The organism is Opacimonas viscosa, from assembly GCF_024199005.1.
GTDB classification, from domain to species: domain Bacteria; phylum Pseudomonadota; class Gammaproteobacteria; order Enterobacterales; family Alteromonadaceae; genus Opacimonas; species Opacimonas viscosa.
Window position 1 is genome coordinate 16,223 of record NZ_JANATA010000002.1, and the last position, 22,096, is coordinate 38,318.

Annotated in this window: 21 protein-coding genes; 9 read left to right on the plus strand and 12 right to left on the minus strand. The window is 41.9% G+C overall.

Going from position 1 to position 22,096, the window contains the following annotated elements:
• The first annotated feature begins 62 nt into the window (after nt 1-62).
• Together rdgB and hemW are read left to right on the plus strand one after the other, a co-directional pair.
• Nucleotides 63-734 carry an RdgB/HAM1 family non-canonical purine NTP pyrophosphatase gene (gene rdgB, locus NLF92_RS02060; protein WP_254098628.1) on the plus strand — a complete coding sequence of 224 codons (672 nt, stop codon included), beginning with the start codon at nt 63-65 and terminating at the stop codon, nt 732-734.
• A gap of 29 nt (nt 735-763) precedes the next feature.
• Entirely contained in the window at nt 764-1,900 is a 1,137-nt protein-coding gene (hemW, locus tag NLF92_RS02065) for a radical SAM family heme chaperone HemW (RefSeq protein WP_254098630.1), read from the plus strand.
• 95 nt (nt 1,901-1,995) lie between these two features.
• On the opposite strand, the gene NLF92_RS02070 is transcribed toward hemW, so the two are convergent.
• The 9 genes from NLF92_RS02070 to mutS form a co-directional block, all read right to left on the minus strand.
• The gene (locus tag NLF92_RS02070) at nt 1,996-2,484 is read right to left on the minus strand and encodes a DUF3391 domain-containing protein (RefSeq protein WP_254098363.1); all 489 of its coding nucleotides are present in this window, start codon (nt 2,482-2,484) and stop codon (nt 1,996-1,998) included.
• A gap of 61 nt (nt 2,485-2,545) precedes the next feature.
• Nucleotides 2,546-3,145, minus strand: coding sequence for a 3-isopropylmalate dehydratase small subunit (leuD, locus tag NLF92_RS02075; RefSeq protein WP_254098365.1), 600 nt, complete (start codon nt 3,143-3,145; stop codon nt 2,546-2,548).
• 5 nt (nt 3,146-3,150) lie between these two features.
• Nucleotides 3,151-4,551 carry a 3-isopropylmalate dehydratase large subunit gene (leuC, locus tag NLF92_RS02080; RefSeq protein ID WP_254098367.1) on the minus strand — a complete coding sequence of 467 codons (1,401 nt, stop codon included), beginning with the start codon at nt 4,549-4,551 and terminating at the stop codon, nt 3,151-3,153.
• Between the two features lie 6 nt (nt 4,552-4,557).
• Nucleotides 4,558-5,652: a 3-isopropylmalate dehydrogenase gene (gene leuB / locus NLF92_RS02085; protein ID WP_254098369.1), complete on the minus strand. Its 1,095-nt coding sequence runs from the start codon at nt 5,650-5,652 to the stop codon at nt 4,558-4,560.
• On the minus strand, nt 5,653-7,206 hold the full coding sequence (gene leuA / locus NLF92_RS02090; protein WP_254098371.1) for a 2-isopropylmalate synthase: 1,554 nt from the start codon (nt 7,204-7,206) through the stop codon (nt 5,653-5,655).
• A gap of 384 nt (nt 7,207-7,590) precedes the next feature.
• Nucleotides 7,591-8,259, minus strand: coding sequence for a hypothetical protein (locus NLF92_RS02095; RefSeq protein ID WP_254098373.1), 669 nt, complete (start codon nt 8,257-8,259; stop codon nt 7,591-7,593).
• A gap of 58 nt (nt 8,260-8,317) precedes the next feature.
• A complete protein-coding gene (gene eno / locus NLF92_RS02100; RefSeq protein ID WP_254098375.1) occupies nt 8,318-9,610 on the minus strand; it encodes a phosphopyruvate hydratase in 1,293 nt (430 codons plus the stop codon).
• Nucleotides 9,611-9,625: 15 nt separating this feature from the next.
• Nucleotides 9,626-11,257: a CTP synthase gene (gene pyrG, locus NLF92_RS02105; RefSeq protein ID WP_254098377.1), complete on the minus strand. Its 1,632-nt coding sequence runs from the start codon at nt 11,255-11,257 to the stop codon at nt 9,626-9,628.
• A gap of 212 nt (nt 11,258-11,469) precedes the next feature.
• The gene (gene mutS, locus NLF92_RS02110) at nt 11,470-14,049 is read right to left on the minus strand and encodes a DNA mismatch repair protein MutS (RefSeq protein WP_254098632.1); all 2,580 of its coding nucleotides are present in this window, start codon (nt 14,047-14,049) and stop codon (nt 11,470-11,472) included.
• An 82-nt stretch (nt 14,050-14,131) separates the two neighbouring features.
• Here mutS and NLF92_RS02115 point away from each other — a divergent pair, with 82 nt between their 5' ends.
• Both NLF92_RS02115 and recA read left to right on the plus strand, forming a co-directional pair.
• A complete protein-coding gene (locus NLF92_RS02115; protein ID WP_254098379.1) occupies nt 14,132-14,629 on the plus strand; it encodes a CinA family protein in 498 nt (165 codons plus the stop codon).
• Between the two features lie 256 nt (nt 14,630-14,885).
• On the plus strand, nt 14,886-15,923 hold the full coding sequence (gene recA / locus NLF92_RS02120; protein ID WP_254098381.1) for a recombinase RecA: 1,038 nt from the start codon (nt 14,886-14,888) through the stop codon (nt 15,921-15,923).
• A 124-nt stretch (nt 15,924-16,047) separates the two neighbouring features.
• Here recA and NLF92_RS02125 read toward each other — a convergent pair whose 3' ends face one another.
• The 3 genes from NLF92_RS02125 to NLF92_RS02135 form a co-directional block, all read right to left on the minus strand.
• On the minus strand, nt 16,048-16,353 hold the full coding sequence (locus NLF92_RS02125) for a hypothetical protein (protein ID WP_254098383.1): 306 nt from the start codon (nt 16,351-16,353) through the stop codon (nt 16,048-16,050).
• Nucleotides 16,353-16,679 carry an EscU/YscU/HrcU family type III secretion system export apparatus switch protein gene (locus NLF92_RS02130; RefSeq protein ID WP_254098385.1) on the minus strand — a complete coding sequence of 109 codons (327 nt, stop codon included), beginning with the start codon at nt 16,677-16,679 and terminating at the stop codon, nt 16,353-16,355. Before NLF92_RS02130 ends, NLF92_RS02125 begins: the two co-directional genes overlap by 1 nt.
• A gap of 63 nt (nt 16,680-16,742) precedes the next feature.
• A complete protein-coding gene (locus NLF92_RS02135) occupies nt 16,743-19,013 on the minus strand; it encodes a hypothetical protein (protein WP_254098387.1) in 2,271 nt (756 codons plus the stop codon).
• 333 nt (nt 19,014-19,346) lie between these two features.
• Between NLF92_RS02135 and ccmA the strand changes: the two genes are divergently transcribed.
• The 5 genes from ccmA to ccmE are packed head-to-tail and all read left to right on the plus strand — an operon-like array spanning nt 19,347 to nt 22,073.
• Entirely contained in the window at nt 19,347-19,988 is a 642-nt protein-coding gene (gene ccmA, locus NLF92_RS02140; protein ID WP_254098634.1) for a cytochrome c biogenesis heme-transporting ATPase CcmA, read from the plus strand.
• Nucleotides 19,988-20,653: a heme exporter protein CcmB gene (ccmB, locus tag NLF92_RS02145; RefSeq protein WP_254098389.1), complete on the plus strand. Its 666-nt coding sequence runs from the start codon at nt 19,988-19,990 to the stop codon at nt 20,651-20,653. Before ccmA ends, ccmB begins: the two co-directional genes overlap by 1 nt.
• A complete protein-coding gene (locus NLF92_RS02150) occupies nt 20,653-21,408 on the plus strand; it encodes a heme ABC transporter permease (protein ID WP_254098391.1) in 756 nt (251 codons plus the stop codon). The genes ccmB and NLF92_RS02150 overlap by 1 nt, the downstream gene beginning before the upstream one ends.
• The gene (ccmD, locus tag NLF92_RS02155) at nt 21,409-21,612 is read left to right on the plus strand and encodes a heme exporter protein CcmD (RefSeq protein WP_254098393.1); all 204 of its coding nucleotides are present in this window, start codon (nt 21,409-21,411) and stop codon (nt 21,610-21,612) included.
• On the plus strand, nt 21,609-22,073 hold the full coding sequence (ccmE, locus tag NLF92_RS02160; RefSeq protein WP_254098398.1) for a cytochrome c maturation protein CcmE: 465 nt from the start codon (nt 21,609-21,611) through the stop codon (nt 22,071-22,073). Before ccmD ends, ccmE begins: the two co-directional genes overlap by 4 nt.
• Nucleotides 22,074-22,096: the final 23 nt, after the last annotated feature.

Consider the following 22,096-nt stretch of genomic DNA (forward strand, 5'->3'; position numbering starts at 1 on the left):
TGAAAAGCGAGATATCCAAACGTTCAATACAGGATGACCGAGTGACACAAGTAAGCCAAAAAATCGAAAAAATTGTTCTTGCCAGTGGTAATGCTGGTAAGTTAGCTGAGTTTTCTAATTTGTTTGAGAGTTATCAGATAAATATTGTGGCACAAGGTGAGTTGGGAGTGACAGATGTGCCAGAAACGGGCACAACCTTTGTTGAAAATGCCATTATCAAGGCTCGCCATGCGGCTCAGGTTACTGGTTTACCGGCTTTGTCTGATGATTCAGGCTTAGTCGTTTCTGCTTTAGGTGGCGCACCAGGTATCTACTCATCACGATATTCAGCATCTCCTGCACTCACTAGCTTATCTTTAGATGCACTGGGAAATAAGTTAGACACTACTGAACTGGATACGCGCTTTGGCACCGATGCAACCGACGTAAAAAATATTGAAAAGTTACTGTTGGCCCTCGGTGATACCTCAGAGCGCACGGCCCATTTTATTTGTGTTTTAGTGTTTATGCGCCATGCTGATGATCCTACCCCCATAATTTGCCAAGGTCATTGGCACGGCTCCATAGCAACACAGCCTGCAGGAAATGAAGGTTTTGGCTATGATCCTGTATTTTACTGTCCAACTTTAGGTAAACATGCTGCAGAGTGTGTAAAAGCTGAAAAAGCCACAGTGAGTCATCGCGCCAAGGCGCTCAGTTTATTGGTGCATGAAATGTCAGAGCTGTTAGGTTAATCACGTTGGCCAACTTAACTTTGTCAGCCATCCAAGCTATTCCTCTGTCCTTGTATATTCATGTCCCGTGGTGTATTCAAAAATGTCCATATTGTGATTTTAACTCACATACTTTGAAGGGCGGGATCCCTGAACAAGAATATATCGCTCATCTACTGGATGATCTGCGTGCTGATGCACATTTAGCACAGGGCAGACCGATTTCGACGATATTTATCGGTGGAGGAACACCCAGTTTATTATCTTCAGAGGCCGTGCAACGTCTCCTTACAGGTATAAAAGATATTATTCCTGTGGTCGAGGGGGCAGAGATCACATTAGAAGCGAACCCTGGTACAGTCGAAACAGGTCGTTTTGCCGATTTCTTAAAGGCAGGCATCAATCGTATTTCTATAGGTGTACAAAGCTTTTCTGAAGATAAACTTAAGCGCTTAGGACGGATCCATGATCCCCAACAGGCTGATTTTGCGATACAACAAGCTAGCCAGATCCCTTTGCGTACTTTTAACACCGACATTATGCACGGCTTGCCAGAACAAGATTTAGCCGAGGGCTTACGTGATGTACAGCGCGCAATCACACATCAACCTCCCCATATTTCTTGGTATCAACTTACCATTGAACCAAACACATCTTTTTATTCACAACCGCCCGAACTACCGGATGATGAAATTCTCTGGGAGATACAAGAGCAAGGTGAACAGCTGTTAGCACAAGCAGGTTATGAACAATATGAAATATCTGCATACGCTAAGCCTGGACAACAATGCCAACACAACCTCAACTACTGGCGTTTTGGTGACTATCTGGGGATTGGGTGTGGCGCACATGGCAAGATTTCTTTACCTGACCAGATACTACGCACCGAAAAAGTCAAACATCCTCGTGGTTACATGGACTTACACAAGCCTTATATGTATAAACAATGGCCAGTAGACCTAAGTGATTATCCTTTTGAGTACTTTATGAATCGCTTACGCTTAGTTGAACCTTGTGCTTTTGCTGAATATGAACAACGGACTGGATATACATTGCCCAAAGCTCAGTTTAAACTGCTTGAGGACGCTGCTAGCCAAGGCTTACTAACGTTGAGTGATTCTGTATGGCAAGTGACTCCACTAGGGCGACGCTATTTGAATTCATTATTAGAAAAATTAGTGTCTTGAGCAGAGCTACCAAACCTTGATAATCTATGAATACACAGAGAAAGATAACCGAGTAAAGTTGAGATATTTTACTCGGTCAATCCAAAATATATATTCTAGTGAGACGTGAAAACGTTGTTTAAAAATGAGTTGAGTTCGTTTTTAAACTCGTTAGGATTAAGGCTTTCGATAATATCCACAGCAGGATTATCTATCTCAATCCGCTGTAGTTCACAATGTCGTTGGTCTTCTACATCATAAAATACCATTAGGCCTAACGGCAATCCGTCAGATTCAGGGTTACTACTGACGATAGCGAGTTTAGCGTCATTGAGGCGAACCACAGAACCGACAGGGTATCTAAGGTGGGAGCTTGAAGATGCTTTGGCAGGAACAGTAATTAAACTAGGAATTGAAAAGACATCAACGTGACTTTTTGCAAAGTTAACTTTTACTGACAGAATACCTTGTGCTCGTAACGTATTCACATCTGCAAAGCTCTTAATCAAACCTTTAAACGCTACCTCAAAATGTTGGTCTTGGGCTACGATAGCCTCGACAAACATCCCAGGTAGCACTTTATCAATCGACATTATTCTAGACATGGTGTTTCCTTGTGTTTTATCTCAATTTACCACTAATTTAGATGTGAAAGGGTCTCAATCCTTACATCCAAGTAGGGCGTTTCTCCTCAAATTTTTGAATTTCTTCAGCAAATTCGAGTGTTTGGCCAATCGCGTCCAAACCATTTATTAAGTTGTACTGGTGATGCTCAGCAATCTCAAACGTAAATACATGCTCTAAAATAGAGACGGTCTTTTCAGTTAAGTTTACCTGGATTGGTGTAGATGGTTCTTTACACACAATGTCCATAAGGGTATCAATAATTGCATCCTCCAAGTTAATCGGCAGCATATTATTATTTATCGCGTTACCATAAAAAATATCTGCAAAGCTCGGTGCAATAATAACGTGCAAGCCAAAATCTAACAACGCCCAAGGAGCATGTTCTCGGCTAGATCCACAACCAAAGTTTTCTCTAGTGATAAGTATAGATGCATTAGAGTAAATTGTCTTATTTAAATTAAAATCCGTATTTAGCTCTTGTTCGTGTAAGTCATTGTACCGCCAATCATGAAATAAATGCTTACCATACCCAGAACGGGTCACGCCAGTAAGAAACTGTTTCGGAATGATTTGATCGGTATCAATGTTCGCGATATCTAAGGGGACTGCGGTACCAGTATGTAAATTAATGCCACTCATAATAATTATCCTTGTAGTTCACGCACGTCGGTAAATTTGCCAGTAAGTGCAGCTGCCACAGCCATTGCTGGACTGACTAGGTGGGTACGTGCCCCACGGCCTTGACGACCTTCAAAGTTACGGTTACTGGTCGACGCACAGCGATCGCCATCTTCGAGGAGATCATCGTTCATCCCTAAGCACATAGAACATCCTGGTAAACGCCACTCGAATCCAGCGTTTGTGAATATGTCATGAAGACCTTCTGCTTCAGCTTGTTGTTTTACAGCTGCAGAGCCAGGGACGATGATTGCAGTGACTGATTCGGCGACTTTACCTTGTTGGGCGATTGTCGCTGCTGCACGGAGATCCTCGATCCGAGAATTTGTACAAGAACCAATAAACACGTGAGAAACAGGGAAATCAGATAATTTTTTACCTGCTTCTAGCCCCATGTATTGCAATGCTTTGCTAGCGGATTCGCGAGTCACAGGATCAGCAAACTCTTCTGGTGCAGGGATCGTGTCATTCACACCGATAACTTGACCTGGATTCGTTCCCCAAGTGACCTGTGGTTTGATGTCTTTGGCAGCCAAGTGGATAGCTTTGTCAAAATGCGCACCAGGGTCGGTATACAGCGTTTTCCAGTATGTCAAAGCCTCATCCCAATCCGCTCCAGTAGGGGCTTTTTCACGGCCTTTAATGTAGTCAAAGGTAGTTTGATCTGGTGCCACTAGGCCTGCTTTTGCACCTGCTTCTATACTCATATTACAGATGGTCATGCGTTCTTCCATGGATAATGCAGCAATCGTGTCACCACAATATTCAATGACATAACCGGTCGCTCCCGCGTGACCTAACTCACCGATGATCGCCAAGATAATATCTTTGGCGGTTACCCCAATTGGTAATGTACCAGTGACTTCAACTTTTAGGTTTTTTGCCTGACTTTGTTTTAATGTCTGAGTAGCGAGTACATGTTCAACTTCAGAAGTACCGATACCAAACGCTAACGCGCCAAACGCGCCATGGGTTGCTGTGTGTGAATCACCACAAACAACCGTATTACCCGGCAAGATAGCGCCTAATTCTGGTGCCATTACATGAATAATACCCTGTTTTTGGTGCCCTACTGGGAATAATTCAATACCGTGGTCAGCACAGTTATTGACCAGTGTTTGTAGCTGTAGTTGATTATCTGGGCCACAAGCATCTAACGCTAAAGAACGCGTTGAAATACTGTGATCCATTGTTGCTACAACACGATTGGGTGCAAGTACTTTGCGGCCTTTCTCATTTAACCCTGCGAAAGCCTGTGGAGAAGTGACTTCATGGATCAAGTGACGATCGATATACAGTAATGTATCTTCACCAACTTGACGCACAATATGTGCCTGCCAAATTTTATCGTATAAGGTCTGTGCCATGTTCAATTATCCTTTTAGTAGTTGTTGGACGACATAGTCGCCTACAGTATCTGTACTAGCGGCTTTATGGCGTTCTTCCGCACTGAGTAACTCACCGGTTAGAACACCCGCTTCAAGCGTTGCTACTACGGCATTTTCGATAGCATCGGCAGCCGCTGTTTCATTAAGAGAGTAACGCAGTAACATAGCTGCGGAGAGAATCTGAGCAATAGGATTCGCAATATTTTGACCGGCTATATCAGGTGCACTTCCACCCGCTGGTTCATATAAACCAAAACCATCGCTATTCATCGATGCAGAAGCGAGTAGGCCCATTGAACCTGTAATCATTGCGCACTCATCAGAAATAATGTCACCAAATAAGTTGGAACATAACATCACATCAAACTGAGCTGGGTCTTTTAATAATTGCATTGCCGCATTATCAATATAAATATGCTCAAGTTCTACTTCAGGATAATCTTTAGCAACTTCTTCTGTAATCTCACGCCATAAACGGCTACAGACAAGGACGTTTGCTTTATCGACAGATGTGACTTTGTTATTGCGTTTTTGCGCAGCTTCAAACGCACTCACCGCAATACGACGAATTTCTTTTTTGCTGTAACGCATGGTATCAAAAGCGTATTCTTCTTCGCCTTCACCTGATAAACCTTTTGGTTGGCCAAAGTAGATACCACTCGTTAGCTCACGCACTACCAACACATCAAAACCACTTTCGGCAATATCTTTGCGCAATGGTGATAAGTCTGCTAAGCCAGGATAAATTTTGGCAGGGCGTAGGTTACTGAATAAATCAAAGTGACTACGTAGCGTTAATAAAGCGGCGCGCTCAGGACGCTGTTCTAACGGTAAAGTATCCCATTTTGGACCACCGATTGAACCAAATAAAATGGCATCAGCTTCTTCACAGCCTTTTAATGTTGCAGCAGGTAAAGCTTCACCGTGCAGGTCGATTGCATAACCACCGACTGGGTAATCGGTGCGTTGGAAATTAAGGCCAAACTTTTGCTCTACGGCATCTAATACTTTGTGTGCTTGTGCCATGACTTCTGGGCCAATACCATCACCAGCTAAAACGGCAAGTTGATAAGTAGACATTTACTCTCCTGAAACAATATGTTGCTTTTGCTCATCGATTTGATCAGCAAGATGCATGTTATTAAGTACGAAAATCAGAGCCTTAACACCTGATTCGACGATATCTGTAGCTAGGCCTATGCCATGAAAGCGGCGCTCTTTGTATTTTGCAATGATACTCACTTGAGCCAATGCATCGGCGCCTTCGCCTTTTGAATCTAATTTGAAATCGATAATATCAATTTCATTTTCATTAATTATTTGCATGATTGCGTTGTATGCAGCATCTACCGGTCCATTACCTATTGCACTATGGGTAACAGGTTTGCCACCTATGACTAAGGTTACCGTAGCGCTTGGGATAATATCGCGTCCTGAAGTCGCTTGGATATAATCTAATTCGTAGTATGCTTCTTCGTGCTTTTGTTGATTGAAAAACAACAACGCTTCTAGATCATAATCAAATACTTGGCCTTTTTTATCAGCCAGACGCAAGAATGAAGCGTAAACTTCTTCTAGATCATAATCACTTTCAGCATAACCCAACTCGGTCAAACGATGCTTTATAACGTGGCGACCAGAACGTGAAGTTAAGTTAAGTTGATTTTTGTTTAGGCCAACACTTTCAGGTGTCATGATTTCATAGGTGTTTTGCCCTTTTAACACTCCGTCTTGGTGGATACCAGATGAATGGGCAAAGGCATTTGCACCCACGATCGCTTTGTTAGCTTGTACTGGCATATTACAAAGTTGTGAAACGAGTTTTGAAGTACGATGAATTTCTTGGCTATTAATGCTAGTAGTTAGACCATAACGTTCATTACGGGTCTGCAAGATCATCGCGATCTCTTCTAAAGAAGAGTTCCCAGCTCGCTCGCCGATACCGTTAACCGTACATTCGACTTGTCGTGCACCTTGTTCTACCGCGGCTAAAGAGTTCGCAACGGCTAGCCCTAAATCGTTGTGACAGTGTACTGAGATAGTGGCTTGGTCGATATTGGGGACGCGATTAAATAATTGCTGGATAATAGAGCCAAACTCAGTAGGGGTCGTGTAACCTACTGTATCTGGGATATTGACCGTAGTAGCACCTGCTTTAATAGCGGATTCAACCATACGGCATAAATAGTCAATGTGTGTACGTCCTGCATCTTCACAAGAAAACTCTACATCATCAGTATATTGACGAGCATGTTTCACTGCAGCAACGGCCATTTCGACCACTTCATCTTGCGATTTTTTGAGTTTGGTTCCCACATGTATATCTGATGTTGCGATAAAAGTATGGATCCGGAATCTTTCAGCAATTCTCAGCGCTTCACCACAGGCATCAATATCTTTAGGCAACGCTCTCGATAAACCGCATACAATGGAGTTTTTGACTTCTTTGGCAATCGTTTTAACTGATTCAAAATCGCCTGGTGATGACACCGGAAAACCAGCTTCGATAATATCTACACCGAGTTTTTCTAACGCCAAGGCAATTTGTAATTTTTCTTTCACTGTTAAACTAGCGGGTAGGGCTTGTTCGCCATCGCGTAGTGTTGTATCGAATATTTTTACATGTTGACTCATATGTCGTTCCTTCTGGTGAAGATTGGGGCCTTTTACACCAAGTATAAAACCAAAAAACCCGTGCTGAGCACGGGTTTTTCATAAATGTGTTATGACGCTACCCGTGCTTATTTGCTGGCAGTAATAACAAACCTAGTAAGTTGAATGTCATGTCATATATTTTCATACCTCCACTGTACGTTTTACAAGGCTTGAGGTCAAGTCAAACCAGTGAAAAAAACGGATATAAAAGGATGGATATACTAAAGTGCTACGGTATTAAAATTAAGGATTTATAAAAATACTAATATTGGATGTTTTTTAGGGTATTTATCCTAAAATTTGTGGCGTAGTATGCTCACTTAATCGTCGTTAACCACTTTTTCACACTACCTTTTTTTCGCACTACCACTTTATATTAAATGAAAGCCTCAACTCACGCATCGTCAATGCTCTAGGGATAGCTCGCCCTTTGTGCTTCCATTGATGTCCACAACAAGCAGCTGTCCAAATAGCTTTGCTAGGTTTAAGTAATTTTAGAGCAAAAAACTGAGCTTCATTGGAGGCTAGTGTGCTTGTTTGTTCTGCTTGAGATATACCATTTCGCGTAAACCAGCCATGTTTGTTAGCATGGATATGATCGCATTGTTCATCTATTCGGTCGAGAGAATCTATTTCTATATGCATGCCTTGCATCGTTTTTACTAGAACAGGTAATACCGCACCAATCTTTCCAGATTTGGTATAGAAATCTTGGATTTGTTCGTTGGTTTGGTTTATTCCAGGGCAGTGGGCAGCTTGTTTAGCAGTGTAACTTGCGTTGTGAATATCCACATCAATAGGTGCGTTGGACGCTAATAAGTCTTGAGCAGCAGAATAAACATGATGAGGTAGGTGTTTGAGTTTGCGTTTTAAAAGGCTTGTTTGAGAGGGGCCAGATTCCGCCAAGGCGAGACATTCTCTTTGGTACAAGGCATTCATTAACTCGGCAAGCGAGCTAGCGTGTTCATCTTGAAAAAAAATATCTTTTTGTTCAGCCATATTCTCTTGGGCCGATGACTCCAACGTAGTCATGAGGGCGGTAAATTAAAAGGCAGATAATAGTAAACTACTATCTGCCTAAAAAATAGCCTTATTGGCCTTTGATTTCTGATAAACCATTATATGGTGCTGCAGCACCCAATTCTTGCTCGATGCGCAATAATTGGTTGTACTTAGCAACACGATCAGAACGGCATAGAGAACCCGTTTTGATTTGGCCTGCAGCAGTACCGACCGCTAAGTCAGCAATCGTTGCATCTTCTGTTTCACCAGAACGGTGCGAGATGACAACAGTAAAGCCTGCATCTTTTGCCATTTTAATCGCATCTAAAGTTTCACTCAGTGAACCGATTTGATTAAATTTAATTAGGATAGAGTTGCCGATGTTATTTTCGATACCACGAGAAAGGATCTTGGTATTTGTCACAAATAAGTCATCACCGACTAACTGAACCTTGTCACCAATTTTCTTAGTTAAGCTCGCCCAGCCATCCCAATCACTTTCATCGAGACCATCTTCGATAGAAACGATAGGGTGACGCTCTGTAAGCTCTGCAAGATAATCGCCAAACCCTTCTGAATCAAACGACTTATCTTCACCAGAAAGTACATATTGACCATCTTTGTAGAACTCTGAAGCAGCACAATCTAAGGCCAACGTAACGTCTTCGTTTAGCTTGTATCCTGCATTTTCTACTGCCGTAGCAATGACCGATAACGCTTCTTCGTTAGATGCTAGGTTTGGAGCAAAACCACCTTCGTCACCTACTGCAGTATTTAGGCCTTTAGCGCTTAATACTTTTTTCAAGCTATGGAATATTTCTGCACCCATACGTAATGCTTCAGTGAAGCTTTTCGCAGAGATAGGCTGCACCATAAATTCTTGGATATCGACATTGTTGTCTGCGTGTTCACCACCGTTGATGATGTTCATCATTGGTACGGGCATCGAGTACTGACCTGGTGTTCCATTGATATCAGCAATGTGTTGATAAAGAGGAATACCTGAAGCAATCGCTTGTGCTTTGGCAACAGCAAGTGATACTGCAAGGATCGCATTTGCACCTAGTACTTCTTTATTTTCAGTACCATCTAAATCAATCATAATGGTATCAATGTTGCGTTGATCGGCAGCATCTTTACCTAATAAAGCAGGCGCAATCTTATCGTTAATTGCTGCTACTGCCTGTAAAACACCTTTACCTAAATAACGTGTTTTATCACCGTCTCTTAATTCTAACGCTTCACGTGAACCGGTAGATGCACCTGAAGGTGCCGCGGCACGGCCCATTGCGCCAGACTCTAAATATACATCCGCTTCTACGGTTGGATTACCGCGTGAATCTAAAATTTCACGACCTACAATACGGCTAATATTTGCCATGGATAGACTTCCTTATTAATGATTCTTTTTTTGAAATTCACCTGCGGCGGCCACAAATCCTTCAAATAAAGGGTGTCCGTCACGTGGTGTTGAATTAAACTCAGGGTGGAATTGTCCAGCTACGAAGAACGGATGTTCCGGAATTTCGATAACTTCAACTAATTCTTTATCTGTCGAGAGTCCACTTACTTTTAAGCCAGCTTCTTCTATTTTTCCACGTAAGGTATTGTTAACTTCGTAACGATGTCTATGGCGCTCATAAATTTCAGTAGTACCATAGCACTGGTGGGCTTTTGAGCCTTCTAATAAGTGACAAAGCTGTGAACCAAGGCGCATGGTGCCCCCTAAGTCCGATTCTTCATCACGTTGTTCTTTATTGCCTGAAGCGTCTAACCATTCTGATATTAGACCGACTACAGGGTATGCCGTATTCGGGTCAAATTCAGTACTATTCGCTCCTGGCATGCCTGCAACATTTCTAGCATATTCGATTAGAGCTACTTGCATGCCTAAGCAAATGCCTAAATACGGGACGTTGTTTTCTCTGGCATAGCGCGCAGCTTCAATCTTGCCCTCGACGCCGCGCTCACCAAATCCGCCTGGGACCAATATGGCATCCAGGTGTTCTAATATATGGTCGCCCTTGGCAATGATATCAGATGAGTCAATATAGTCGATTTTGACGGATACACGGTTTTTGAGTCCAGCATGTTTTAATGCTTCGTTCACAGATTTGTATGCATCAGCGAGTTCAACATACTTGCCAATCATACCAATCACGACTTCTTTGGTTGGGTTTGATTCTGCGTATAAAACCTGTTCCCATTCAGTTAAGTCTGCTTCAGGGCAGTCGATACCAAAACGCTCTACCACTAATTCGTCCATACCTTGGGCTTTTAGTGCAGCAGGAATTTTATAAATACTGTCAACATCGCGCAAAGATATTACCGCTTTGTCGGCAACATTCGTAAATAATGCTATTTTGGCTCTTTCATTGTTGGGTAATGCGGATTCAGAACGACAAACTAAGATATCGGGTTGGATACCTATAGAACGTAACTCTTTCACAGAGTGCTGGGTCGGTTTTGTTTTCACTTCACCTGATGCCGCCATATATGGCACTAAAGTTAAGTGCATATACATCGCTTTTTCACGACCTAGTTCAGTCCCTAATTGACGAATAGCCTCTAGGAATGGCTGTGATTCAATATCACCTACCGTACCACCGATTTCTACAATTGCGACATCATTTCCTTCAGCGCCATCAATAACTCGACGTTTGATTTCGTTGGTAATGTGAGGGATCACCTGAATCGTGGCACCTAGATAGTCCCCACGGCGTTCGCGCTCTAAGACAGAAGCATACACTCTGCCGGTGGTGAAGTTATTGCGTTTTGTCATACGGGTACGAATAAAACGTTCGTAGTGGCCTAAATCCAAATCCGTTTCTGCACCATCGTCGGTAACAAATACTTCACCGTGTTGAATCGGGCTCATAGTACCTGGGTCAACGTTAATATAAGGGTCAAGTTTTAACATGGTAACTTTAAGACCGCGGGCCTCAAGGATGGCTGCCAAAGAAGCCGCTGCAATTCCTTTGCCCAATGATGAAATTACTCCACCGGTGACGAAAATATAATGGGTCATACTGTACCTAGACGCGTTGATTAATCTGAGTTTGCCTGTGTAACCATGGGTCACTAATAGCGATATTTATTTTATGAAGAGGGTATTTGCGGATACAACTTAGCTCTCCATTGAATGGAGCAATAGTATACGCAAAACCGATTATCATGACAAACGATTAATCCTATTTTGCGGTAAATTATTGGGTGTATAGGCTGCGCAAATCAGCACTTTTATCGTTGTCGTAAACTTTTTAATAGATATACGAAATCGAGTGCTTGTTTCGGGCTTAATTCATCTGCAGCGACTTGGTCTAATGCATCGAACAAAGCTTGGTCAGAATTATCCAACAACAGTTGTGAGCCGGCATCTATTTCAGGGAGCTGTTCCGCTGGAGGAGTTACGTTAAGTGGACTTGTGTTTTCAACATGTTTAGATTGTTGTTCTAATTCTGCTAGTTTATGTCGCGCACTCATAATGACGTTTTTGGGAACACCTGCTAATGCGGCGACCTGTAAGCCATAAGATTTACTGGCAGCACCTTGTTTGACGTTGTGCATAAACTTTATACTATCTTCATGCTCCAAAGCACTCAAATGAACATTACTCATGCCACTTGTTTCATCCGCTAACAAGGTTAGTTCGAAATAATGTGTGGCAAATAACGTAAAAGCTTGGATGTTTCGATGCAGATATTCAGCACATGCCCAGGCTAGAGATAAACCATCATAAGTACTAGTACCGCGACCGATTTCATCCATTAATACTAAACTATGGGCTGTTGCATTGTGTAAAATAGTCGCCGTTTCGGTCATTTCGACCATAAAGGTAGAGCGACCAGATGCCAAATCATCAGCGGCACCGATACGGGTGAAAATACGATCGATAGGGCCAATAACGCAGTCTTGGGCAGGGACATAGCTTCCTATATAAGCAAGTAACACTATGAGTGCGGTTTGCCTCATATAGGTTGATTTACCGCCCATATTTGGACCGGTAATCATCAACATACGTTGTTCCGGTGACAGATGGACTGGATTTGCAATAAATGGCGCATCTAAAACACTTTCAACCACAATATGGCGGCCATCTTGGTAAGAAATACCAGGTTGCTCAGTTAATTCGGGTCGATAAAAAGAGAGATCCACGGCTACTTGCGCGAGGTTCGCTAACACATCACATTCAGCAAGTGCGTTGGCGCTAATTGTCAGCGCATTGAGGTGGGGGAGTAGAGCATCAAATAATTCTTCATATAACGCTTTCTCCAAGGCGAGTGCTTTGGATTGACTGTTGAGGACTTTTTCTTCGTGCTCTTTGAGCTCTTCAATAATATACCGTTCGTTATTTTTGAGTGTTTGGCGACGAATATAATGTTCAGGTACTAGAGCTGATTGACCTTTTGAAACCTCGATAAAAAATCCGTGGACTCGATTGTAGCCCACTTTTAACGTCGCAATACCTGTTGCTGCTTTTTCTCTTTCCTCTAATACTGCCAAGTAATCCGTGGCCCCTTTAGAGAGTGCTCTCAATTCGTCTAATTCGGCATTATAACCATCGGCAATCACACCGCCATCACGAATAACGACTGGTGGGTTCTCAGTAATGGCACGATTCAATAAATCAGCTAGCTCAGGAAAGGAGCTGACACTGTTGGCAAGTGCTTTAATTTTAGGGGCTGAGTGTTCAGCTAATAATGTTTGCACTTGTGGTAGGGTGTTAAAGGCATTCTGGAGCCGAGCGAAATCTCTAGGTCTTGCACTACGCAGGGCTAATCGAGATAGGACACGTTGGATATCACCAATCTGTCGCAATGCATCTTGGAGTTCACTAAACCCATTTTCAATAAAATCACCGATAGCACTGTAGCGTTGCTGCAGGAGAGCGTGTTGGGTACTTGGGCGGTGGATCCATTGCTGCAGTAAGCGAGCTCCCATGGGTGTTTGGGTCCGATCAAGAACAGCAAAAACGGTATTTTCAATGCCACCAGAAAGATTCTGGGTGAGTTCGAGATTACGTCGGGTTGCGGCATCCATTTGCACAGAATCATGCTGAGTTTGTAGGACCAAACTGCTGATATGCGGTAAAGCACATTTTTGAGTATCTTTGATGTACTGCAAAATACAACCAGCACAACCAACAGACAACGATCCAGTATGGATGCCAAAACCGCTTAATGATTGAGTACCAAATTGCATATTTAATTGTTGTTCTGCCGTCTCAATATCAAATTCCCATGTTGGGCGACGACGCAGACCACTGTAGTTTTGGAGTGCATCGGTATTTATGAATTGTTCATCGTATAACACTTCTGCCGGGTTTAGGCGTTGTAAATCGGCCAATAAAGCTTGTTCGGAACTAGGCTCCGTCACAATAAACTGTCCTGTACTGAGCGCCAAGGATGCTAGGCCATATTGGGTATTATCGCCCTTGGTGAATGAGGTCACTGCGACAATACAAATGTCTTGATTGGCTCTTAGCAGAGCTTCATCAGTAACCGTACCTGGCGTCACAATCCTTTGCACAGCTCGCTCTACCGGTCCTTTTGAGGTGGCTGGGTCACCTATTTGTTCAACAATAGCGACGGATTCACCTAGTTGGACTAATTTTGCTAAATATCCATCTACCGCGTGATAAGGAACACCCGCCATAGGAATAGGTTCACCACCTGCTTTGCCACGAGCGGTTAACGTTAAATCAATCAATTTAGCCGCTCGCACAGCGTCAGCAAAAAATAATTCATAAAAATCACCCATCCGATAAAATAACAATTCATTCGGGTGTTCGGCTTTGATGCTCAAATATTGTTGCATCATTGGCGTGTGCTGGGCTTTGGATTGACTCACTGTGATTTAATACTTATGGTAGTGACATGGCCTTAAGCATACTAAAAAAATCATGACGTATCTAAAAGAAAATACAAAAACAGCCCTAGAGTCGATTGCACAATTTTGTATAGAAAAAGAATTGTCGGTTTCTTGCGCAGAATCTTGTACTGCAGGAGGCATTGCTTATGCATTGACCGAAATAGAAGGAGCTTCTTCTTGGTTCAAAGAAAGTTATGTGACTTATGCGAATTCAGCAAAAATGCACTTGGTGTATGTTGATGAAGAGATTCTCAACAAACACGGTGCGGTATCTGAACAGACGGTTGTTGCGATGGTTAAAGGTTGTTGTGCGAGAGCTGCAGCAGATATCGGAATAAGTGTTAGTGGTATAGCCGGTCCAGGTGGAGGAAGCGAAGAAAAACCGGTGGGTACGGTTTGGTTTGCATGGTCTGTTGCTGGTGAGGTAGTTACAGCAAAACAGATATTTCCAGGTGATCGGACAGCCGTAAGACAAGCGGCGATTGATTTTGCGATTACTGAGCTGGCACAACAACTAATAAGACGATGACGACGGGATTTGGGTATATATCCACCAACCAACGCTACACATTCTGATCGTAAAGTCAGCAGACAAGCGTATTAGTATTATCTATTCTTTCCATGCGCACGGATTTAAATAAATTTATTTGTAATAAATACTTGCACTGTATAATTATACAGTATTATAATCAGTATCACTTTGATACACACTTCATATTAAATAAGTTTGTAGTTGAGTCAATTTCTTTCTCCTACAATACATAAATAATAACACAGAGGCTACTATGGCAGACGACAATAAAGCACGTGCACTATCCGCAGCACTTGGTCAAATTGAAAAGCAATTTGGTAAAGGCTCAATCATGAAGTTGGGTGATAACCAAGCAATGGATATCGAGTCTGTTTCTACAGGTTCTTTAACCATCGATATCGCATTAGGTATAGGCGGTTTGCCATGTGGTCGTGTGGTTGAAATTTACGGACCAGAATCATCGGGTAAGACAACGTTAACATTACAAGTCATTGCAGAAGCACAAAAAGTGGGTAAAACCTGTGCATTCGTAGATGCTGAACATGCTTTAGATCCCGTTTATGCTGAGAAGTTAGGGGTAAATATTGATGAGTTATTAGTCTCACAACCGGATACGGGTGAACAAGCATTAGAAATCTGTGATATGTTGGTGCGCTCTGGTGCGGTAGACGTGGTGATTGTTGACTCGGTAGCGGCTCTTACGCCAAAAGCTGAAATTGAAGGCGATATGGGTGATTCTCACGTTGGTTTGCAAGCGCGCTTAATGTCTCAAGCACTACGTAAGCTGACAGGTAATATTAAACGCTCAAATACCTTATGTATTTTCATCAACCAAATTCGTATGAAGATTGGTGTGATGTTTGGTAACCCTGAAACAACTACTGGTGGTAATGCACTAAAATTCTATTCATCAGTACGTTTAGATATCCGTCGTATCGGTGCGATTAAAGATGGTGATGAAGTCGTTGGCAACGAGACGCGAGTCAAGGTTGTGAAAAACAAAGTAGCACCACCATTTAAACAAGCTGAATTCCAGATTTTATATGGTCAAGGGATTTCAAAAGAAGCAGAGCTTATTGATTTAGGTGTGAAGCAAAAGCTGGTAGAAAAGGCCGGAGCTTGGTACAGCTACAACGGTGAGCGTATTGGTCAGGGTAAAGCGAACGTAGTGAAGTTCCTAAAAGAACGTGTTGATATGGCCAATGAGATTGAACAAAAGATCCGTGCTGAATTACTATGTAAAGCTAAACCTACAGATGAAGTAGAAGCCGAAGCGCCAGCAGAAAAATAATAAATAATACTTAAAAAACGTCCATGACTTTATAGGTTCTGGGCGTTTTTTTGTTTATGAACCCTAAATATCACCGAACGTTATATGGAGTGATTTCAGTCGCAGGCTGTAAACGAGATATAATTTACGGTGATGGGAAGGTCAGATTGGTATACAGAAAGCTCTTCAGAGACTCTCGTTCATAAAGCATCACTGCTACGTTATATGGAGTGATTTCAGTCGCAGACTGTAAACGAGATATAATGTACGGTGATGTGAGTGTCAGATTGGTATACGGTAAGTTCACCAGAGACTCTCGTTCATAAAGCATTACTGCTACGTTATATGGAGTGATTTCAGTCGCAGACTGTAAACGAGATATAATGTACGGTGATGTGAGTGTCAGATTGGTATATGGGAAGTTCACCAGAGACTCTCGTTCATAAAGCATTACACCAATGTGTTTAATGATTTATGTCCTTGCCAATCTTTAGGGTATTTCCCTTGTAAGACGAACGAAAAGGCGATTAATTCAGCGACGACTAAATAGAGTTCCTCAGGAACTTGATCACCAATATCAAATTGATTGAGAACGGCAAGAAGTTGTGGATCTTCATGAACGAGAATACCGTTTTCAGCAGCAAGCGCAATGATCTCAGAGGCAATATCTCCGTTTCCCTTGGCTACAATCTCTGGAGCAGATTGTGTTGTGTCATTGTATTGCAAGGCAATGGCTAATTTTTTTGCATCGGTAACAGAGGCTGTCGGCTTAGTCATAAAAAATCCTATCATTTGCTAAACAAAGATTGTGATGAGAATGCAGGTGGTGACTTGACATAATTAAACCTGTGTCTGCCATATTTCATGCTGTTGTTCTACCAAGCTGTCTGGGATTTTTCCTTGGTAACTTTGATACCCTTTTAGCTCGAATCCTAAATCCACAAGCCTAGTTTCGAGGGATTCTTTGTGCGTGTTCACTAAGTTTAATAAGGAGGTTGTAGATGCATAAAGATTTAATTGAATGACTTTATTTTGAATGAACGCTTTGGTTAGTAATACACCATATTCGCCAATAGCAAAGCGGAGACTGACATGCCACCCTTGTTCTTGCTCTCTTTGGTTATGGGTATCGGCGTGTTCTTTTTCACGTTTAAACAATACTTCAATATTATCTTTGTTGTGATTGGCAATATTGGGCAATATGAAATACTGCGTGTCCATGGTTTGGGTATTTACCTCTGCGTTAATTTTTCTCGCTAGACTATGATTTTTTAAGACTTGTGCAATACCATTAACTAAAGCATTTCTATTATCAACATTGTCTGTACTTATCCGGCCATTACTCGCGATAGAGGTTGCAGGAATAAATGGTTTGAGTTGCTGTTTTAATACATCCGATAATCCTCTTTGGGTATCTAATTGCCCATTTAACTTTTGTACCAGTGCAATCTGTACCATGGTCGTTAAGCCATTAAGTAAAGATGATGTTTGCTGGGGAGCACGGAACTGATTTTCTAAACCCGCTATGAGGCTATTATTGGCAAACACTCTAAGTAGTTGATTGATATCAGACTCTGGGGTATCTGGTGATAATGATGGGCTTTGCTCAGATAAAGGTCGGTTGGTGATAGGTTCATGTTGCAGTCCTGATTGAGGTGATTGTAAACCTATATCTTTAACTGTTGCCAAAAGCTTATTGAACTCTTTGGTAATCATCGGGAGCTTTGTTTCAACCGCAGCATACTGTAAATCTTTAAATAAGGATAAATTGTTAAGTAACAGTTTATTATTGGTGGGTTGAGCTTGCACCGATGGCACATTTTCTGTTTTTGGTTCCGATAAAGTAGCACTTGAGGTCGTGAGACTAATTTTATTCGTGTTTGGTGATGGCAGGACACTAGTGCCCAAAAATTCTTTTAGTGTTCCGAAAAGGTGCTTTAAGCGAAAGTTATCCTGTCCTTGTGCTACTTCAGATACCCCACGTGTACTCACAGGAATTTGAGTCTGATCGATCTCTAATAATTGTGTTTTGTTTAGCTGCACGGTAATCGGTAAATCGGTATTTGTCATGGGAGTCATACTCGGATTCCGGCCTATATGAGAGCTAGGATCTTTGTTTGGGATAACCCTTACGCTAGCGGTACCAAGATTTTTATCGTTATGACCGGCTTGCATCGTCATACCATGAGGGGTTTTGGCTATGTGAATAGTATCTGTTTTATTTAATAAAGTAGTTAAACTGTGCATTTTGTCGGTAGGCAGTACTTGAGCTAAGTCAGATTTGTTGACCCATTGGGTAAAGACTTTACTGGAAATTTGAAACTGGGATGGAAGCTGTTGCTGCAACAATTTTAATAACAACGACGTGCCTTTTTCGCTGCTAGACGCGTTTGTCGTTATCGGCATATCTAGTCCATCAATAGCAATTTGCAAAGGTAAGTACGTACTCGTTATTTTTGCTTGTGAGGTTGTTACGTCTATCAATGCAAAAGTATTTGGTGCTACCTTTCTTAACAGGTTTGCTATTTCTGGATGTAACTTAGGCAGACGAAGTTCAATAACGGCATCCACTTTGGGGACATGCAAATGTAATTTTTGTATATCTGGTGACTGTTGCAGTAAAACAGGGGTTGGTTTTAAGGCACTGTCTGGCATTTTAGGTGTCGCATGCTGGACCAAAGCCGTTTTATTTTGTAATACAGTTAAATTGATTGCTTGTGCTTCTAATGCATTTATTTTGATGCTATCAGGTGTTTTGGGTGAAACAGCGGATAATGTTATCGCCGGTGGTGCTGAGCGAATATCAATCTTGAGCGTTTTTTGGTCGTTTTGCCATTGTTTTACTTGTCGTTGTTGTTCTGGAGTGAGTGGTACAACAAACTTAGCCTCTTTGATTTTGATAATGGTTTCATCGTTGATGGTAAATAATGCGCCGGGAATCGTTTTTTGATCAAACGTGATATTGGTTTGACTAGTATAACTGGCGTTTTTCGCATCTGATACGATGCCAGATACGCTTTGCTGTACTGCACGTTTGTGGCTAGGCACAGGGGCTGACTCATGTGAGGCATGAGCAGTTTTTGAGGGTGAATGTAGGGTCGATTGGGTCATATCATCTTATCGACAGCCTACGCGGAAAACTCTAGTATAAAATAGGTAATGTAAACTTTGGTATAAAGTGATAATTATCCTATAAAAGCGATAAAAATCGCCTTTATGAAAGAATATATTTTAGTGAGCAAATCGTGTTGATATTTATATTTTTTTACGACTAAAAAATGATGAAAAATAATCATTTAGCATGCTTGTTATGATAAAATCCTGATGTAAATTATGCCGTTAACTTTGTAGCTAATACTACGATGATAAAAACGAATATAAAATGACTGTGCAGTAAGTATGGTGCATAAAAAGAATTCTTGGTGATTAGGAGCCAAATTGAACGTGTTATCAGCCCAAAATATAAGTTGTATCAAACAGGATAGAACCTTGTTTGCTGAGCTTGATTTGACGTTAAATTCTGGTGAGTTAATCCATCTTGTCGGTCCCAATGGTGCAGGGAAAACCAGTTTACTCAGGATTTTAGTAGGTTTGTCTGAACCTGAAACCGGTCAAGTGACTCTGGGTGAGTCACCAGTACAAAATAGCTGCAACCCACTGCCGATTCTTTATTTAGGTCACAAATTAGCCTTGAATAAGTATTTGTCTGCATTGGAAAATTTGCAATATTGGCTGTATTTACATAGTGAGTATGCGATTCCTGAGTTACGTGATAACAGTACGCTTACCGAATACCTCTACACGGTGTTGGCTCGTTTCAGATTAGTCGGCCTGGAAGATATTCCGGTTGGACAACTATCAGCAGGACAACAGCGTCGCGTCTCTCTGGCGCGTACCCAATTAGTTTGTGCGTCGGTGTGGATCTTAGATGAGCCATATACCTCACTGGACACTAATGGTGTGACCCTTATCCAAACAGTTATTGATGACTTTGTTACTGAACAAGGCGCGGTTTTAATGACTTCACACCAAGCGTTAAAAAGCAAACATAAAGTCACCGAGTTTACTTTGGAGTATCACATTTAATGTCACCATTAATGAGTATCTTCAAACGAGATTGGCAGTTAGCTATGCGCAATAAATCAGAATTTATTCAACCTCTGGTGTTTTTTGTATTGGTTATAACGTTGTTTCCCATTGGCGTAGGTCCTGGTTTAGCAACACTGCAAAAAATTGGCCCAGGTGTCATCTGGGTTGCTGCGATTCTTTCAGCATTATTAGGTATGGAAAAACTATTTCGGGATGACTTTAATGATGGGTTTTTAGAACAAATTCAACTGTCAGGCGTCTCTTTATCGTTAGCGATGTTCATTAAAGTATTCTGTCACTGGCTACTTTTCATTTTACCATTGATTGTCGTATCGCCCATGCTTGCTTTATTTTTGAATTTAACCCCAGCCATGTATTGGGCATTACTGGCAACGTTATTACTTGGCACCCCCATCTTATCTTTTGTTGGTGGTATTGCCGTCGCATTAACAGTGGGTTTACAGCGTGGTGGAGTCCTGTTATCCCTTATTTTAATTCCTGTATTTATTCCTTTACTGATTTTTGCAACTTCCGTAGTTGATTCCGCTGTTTTTGGATTAAATTACTGGCCACAACTTGCTATCATCGCTGCAATGTTATGTGGTGCAATCGCAATAACCCCATTTGCTATGAGCTACGCAATTAGAGTGAGTCATCATTAATGTTTACTTGGTTACATCCTTACGCAAAAACTGAACGCGCTTATGCGTTATGCCAGTCATTGTTTCCGTATTTTCTTTCTGCAGCCGTATTAGGGCTGGTCGTTGGCTTAGTTTGGGGATTGGTGTTTGCGCCACCTGATTACCAACAAGGTGACTCTTTTAGAATCATATACATTCATGTGCCATCTGCCATTTTAGCGATGGGTACTTATGTTGCAATGGCTACTGCCGGATTGGTGGGTTTGGTCTGGCAGTGGAAAACGGCTTATATGAGTATGATCGCCATCGCACCAGTCGGTGCGCTCATGACTTTTATCTCTTTGTTTACCGGAGCTGCTTGGGGGAAACCTATGTGGGGGACTTGGTGGATTTGGGATGCTCGGTTGACCTCTCAGTTGATATTATTATTTTTGTATTTTGGTGTCATGGCGTTGTATGCGGCATTTTCCGACAAGCAACAAGCAGGTAAAGCGGCAGCGATCATCGCACTAGTAGGCGTTATTAATATTCCAATTATTCATTACTCAGTGGAGTGGTGGAATACCTTACATCAGGGCTCTACGATCACAAAAATAGGCCGTCCAAGTATAGCGCCAGAAATGAAATGGCCTTTATTAGTGAGCATCGCCGGTTTTATAGGATTGATAGGAACGTTGGTGCTGTTGCAGTTAAAAAATGTGATTTTAATACGTGAAGCTCATCGTCCTTGGGTAAAAAAATTATTGCTCACGTCATCCACGAAAGGGGAGAGATAAATGGCCTTTTCTAGTTTTAGTGAATTTTGGGCCATGGGTGGCTATGGCTTTTTTGTGTGGTTGTCTTATGGCATCAGTGCATTAGCCGTCGTGTTATATATTGTGTTTGTTCGCGTACAAAACAAAAAAATTATGACAGATTTTTATGCCCAACAAGCTCGAGACGCTCGCATAGCAAAAGCAAAAGCTGAGGAAAAATTATGACACCGAGAAGAAAACAACGGTTAACTATGGTGCTCATCATTGGTGCATTGTTGGCTAGTGCCATCGGGTTAATGTTGTATGCCCTAAATGAAAATATTGATTTGTTTTATACCCCCACCGAAATACATGAAGGTAAATCGGGGCAGTTTCCACAGGTTGGTCAGCGCTTAAGAATTGGTGGCTTAGTAGTAGAGGGTTCTGTCGTCCGAAATAAAGAAACCCTATCCGTTGCTTTTGATTTAATGGATACAGGACCAAAAGTTACAGTGACTTATGACGGTATTTTGCCTGACTTATTTCGTGAAGGACAAGGCATCGTAGCAACTGGAGTGTTACAAGAAGGTTTTGTTATTGTAGCTGACGAGGTACTCGCTAAACACGACGAAGAATATATGCCACCAGAATTAGCTGAGCAGCTGAAAGGCATAAAGCACGTCAAACCGAGCGAAGCTGGCTACTAGTTTTGTTTATATTGTATTGATTT